4 protein-coding genes and 1 pseudogene are annotated in these 2,945 nt (G+C 42.9%); 2 read left to right on the top strand and 3 right to left on the bottom strand.

What is annotated here, in order from left to right; all coding sequences use genetic code 11:
* Together ACYVRH_RS11515 and gltX are read right to left on the bottom strand one after the other, a co-directional pair.
* Window positions 1-283 (bottom strand): 4Fe-4S binding protein (locus ACYVRH_RS11515; RefSeq protein ID WP_461257059.1); only part of this gene is annotated, 283 nt, incomplete at its 3' end.
* Window positions 284-285: 2 nt separating this feature from the next.
* Window positions 286-1,527 (bottom strand): annotated as a pseudogene (gltX, locus tag ACYVRH_RS11510) (glutamate--tRNA ligase); the annotation flags it as partial.
* Between the two features lie 87 nt (window positions 1,528-1,614).
* Here gltX and ACYVRH_RS11505 point away from each other — a divergent pair.
* Both ACYVRH_RS11505 and ACYVRH_RS11500 read left to right on the top strand, forming a co-directional pair.
* Window positions 1,615-1,818: a type II toxin-antitoxin system HicB family antitoxin gene (locus ACYVRH_RS11505; RefSeq protein WP_461257058.1), complete on the top strand. Its 204-nt coding sequence runs from the start codon at window positions 1,615-1,617 to the stop codon at window positions 1,816-1,818.
* Window position 1,819: 1 nt separating this feature from the next.
* On the top strand, window positions 1,820-1,981 hold the full coding sequence (locus tag ACYVRH_RS11500) for a type II toxin-antitoxin system HicA family toxin (RefSeq protein WP_461257057.1): 162 nt from the start codon (window positions 1,820-1,822) through the stop codon (window positions 1,979-1,981).
* Window positions 1,982-2,172: 191 nt separating this feature from the next.
* On the opposite strand, the gene ACYVRH_RS11495 is transcribed toward ACYVRH_RS11500, so the two are convergent.
* Entirely contained in the window at window positions 2,173-2,715 is a 543-nt protein-coding gene (locus ACYVRH_RS11495) for an ABC transporter substrate-binding protein (protein WP_461257056.1), read from the bottom strand.
* Between the last annotated feature and the right edge of the window lie 230 nt (window positions 2,716-2,945).

The raw sequence follows: 2,945 nt of genomic DNA, 5'->3' as shown, positions 1-2,945 counted from the left end.
ATATATACCCGACAAGAAACCAGATAAATTGATCGAGCTTGCGGTGTTCTATGAAAGAAGTGATGGAGGAATCTATATGTTTCGCGTAATAGTCATACCCGCTTTGAATTAAAATAAAAGGTATTAATAATGAAATAATTAAAACAGGTATCCTTATGTATGTGTATTTTTTCGGTATAGGTTTGTTTTCTTTTATTGGCAGCCATTCGAGTAACGCTGCGGTATAACAAGCCCAGCCGCAAAAACCCCTGCCCCAAATAAGCGGACCAAAAACTTTCGCTATCGAATAATGAATTCAGGCGCGGGAATTTCTGGTTCTTTAAACAAATAGGCTATTTTTTCAGGGACTTCGCTAAGGAAAACAAGCCTCTCTTTTACAAGCGGCATTGCGGCGGTAAAAACTTCCCTCTGCTTTTCCGATGGCTCATAACGTTGTGTTGGCGTTTCGCTACCTGCGTTTTTTTCGCTCTTTACGCCGCTGAACAATCCCGCGTCTATCGCAAACGAAAGACAAAGAGATGCAAGCTCCTTATCGCTCATCATTCTTATATACTGCCCGTTGTACCATTCAAGTTTTTTGTAATCAAAAACCGCCGGCGCTTTATTTAATTTATCAAGACTGAAACGCGACGCAAGTTCTTCGGGAGTGTAAATCTCTTTTCCTTCTTCGTAAGAAGCGCCTAACAGCGCTATGTAGTTTATCAGCGCACTAGGAAGATACCCCTGTTTGCGGAATTCATCAATGCTTGTCGCGCCGTGGCGTTTGGAAAGTTTTTTGCCGTCCTGTCCCATAACCATCGGAAGGTGGCAAAACTCAGGATGCTGCCAAGAAAAGGCGCGGTACATGATCACGTGCAGAGGCGTGGACGCAAGCCACTCCTGAGCGCGAAGAACGTGGGTCACTTCCATTAAATGATCGTCTACTACATTGGCAAGGTGGTAGGTCGGAAAGCCGTCTGATTTTAACAGAACGGGATCGGGGTTAATGTCATCGTTCTTCCATTCAATGTCTCCAAGCAGATGATCATGAAAGCGTGTCGTCTCTCCAAGCGGGATTTTCAATCTGACGGTGCAAGGTTCTCCGGCGGCGGCTCTTTTCGCGGCCTCCACTGGATCAATGTTCCGACAAAGCCGGTCATAGCCGCTCTCCGATGAGTGGGCGGCTTCCCTTTCCTGCCGCACTTTGTCAATTCTTTCCGCCGAACAAAAGCAATAATACGCCTGACCTTTATCAAGAAGCTCCTGAGCGTATTTTTTATAGTGAGCTGTGCGCTCTGACTGTATGTATGGACTGAACGGTCCGCCGCAATCGGGGCCTTCGTCCCATTTTATTCCCAGCCATTCAAAAGTGTCGTAAAGATTTTTCACATAACTTTCGTCATAGCGGGTTCTGTCGGTATCCTCTAATCGCAGGATAAATTTTCCACCTTCGGAACGGGCAAAAAGGTAATTAAAAAGCGCAGTCCTTATCCCGCCAATGTGTTGAAGCCCCGTGGGGGAAGGCGCGTATCTGTCTCGTATATTCATTGATTAATTGTAGCATAAAGGCGGATATTCTAAAAGTAGCGACAGATGCCCGTTGTATAAAAACGCCGACTGTTGTATATTTAAAATATGGAACTTGAATATACCTATTGGAAGTCCAAAGACGGATGGTTTGTTGGATACCTTAATATTTGGCCTTCTCATTTAACGCAGGGAAAAGATATTGTTGAACTGGAAGAAATGCTCCTTGATCTGTATGAGTTTTACAAAGAGGAACAGGCGGAACTGGAAACAGTAGAAAAAAAGACCGGTTTGCTAAAGGCATACGCATAACGTGAAACGCGGAGCATTACTTAAAATCCTTAAAGCGCAAGGTTGTATTTTTGTCAAACATGGAAGCAGGCATGATCAATATATCCAACCTGTAACAGGAAAAAGAGACCAAGTTCCAAGACATCCCATAATATCTGATGATACAGCAAGAAGTATAATTTAGAAGCGTTATTGGGAGCAACGACAGGCGGGGATTCAGACGGGGAATCATTCAATATCAATCCTAACCTTTTTAATACTTCATTTGAAAGAGCCGCCACCGATTGCGTCCTAAAGTCGGCAAGCGCCTGTTCTTTTGTTTTTTCTCCGTACACATAAGCCCAAAGCGCGTTATTGAAAAGACTGTAGACTATTTCATCGGTTCCCTGTAGCAGCTTGCCGTTGACATTCTTTGCCATATCGGAAAAATTGGGCGCGCATACTGAGAAACGGCCTAACAAGATCGCTTGCGCCGGATATAACCACGCATTTCCCGCCTGACTTTTCTTTAAGAATCTTTGCCATTTTCAGGAATTGATCTAAGTTGGAAAAACTTTTTTGCACTGCGGCAGGATCATCAGTGCCAAGGTATTTTTTTGCCAAACTTCTGCGGTAGAAAAACGCGCCCGGACAGACATGCCATGACAATCCGTACACCCTGCCGTTGTAAGTCGCCACTTCCACAGGATAGGCAATCAATTTGTTTTTATTGGCGTTATAAATATCGGTAATATCAAGAAGGAGTCCCGATTCGACATATTTACGGACAAATGCGGATTCCAAAGCAATAATATCAGGAGGAGTTCCACGCTTGGTATAAAGAACGGGGGCCAACTTTTTTTGAAATTCTTCCGTTGGAATTATTGTCTGCTCAACTTGTACTGCGCGATGTGAAGGCATGAAGTATTTTTTTATCATAGTAGTCAGTAACATCTAAAACTTTACAAAAATTACATCCAGAAGATTTCACACAAAGAACACAAAGAAAGAGAAGGACACAAAGAGAAATCAGGGGTTTTTGTCCGTTATCTTATCGTGAAATTTCAAGATCAGCTTTGAAACAATAACCTAAAATACCCATTTGTGCTCTTTGTCCCTTATCTTTTAGTTAAATTTATTTTACTCTTACAACAGTTCCTGAAAAATAA

Source organism: Treponema sp. R80B11-R83G3, assembly GCF_054786115.1.
This window is presented reverse-complemented; position numbering and strand designations above follow the sequence as displayed.

What these genes read in the sequence shown, in the direction of transcription:
- ACYVRH_RS11495 (WP_461257056.1), bottom strand. Translation starts at nt 2,715, where the DNA reads ATGATAAAAAAATACTTCATGCCTTCACATCGCGCAGTACAAGTTGAG.
- ACYVRH_RS11505 (WP_461257058.1), top strand. Translation starts at nt 1,615, where the DNA reads ATGGAACTTGAATATACCTATTGGAAGTCCAAAGACGGATGGTTTGTT.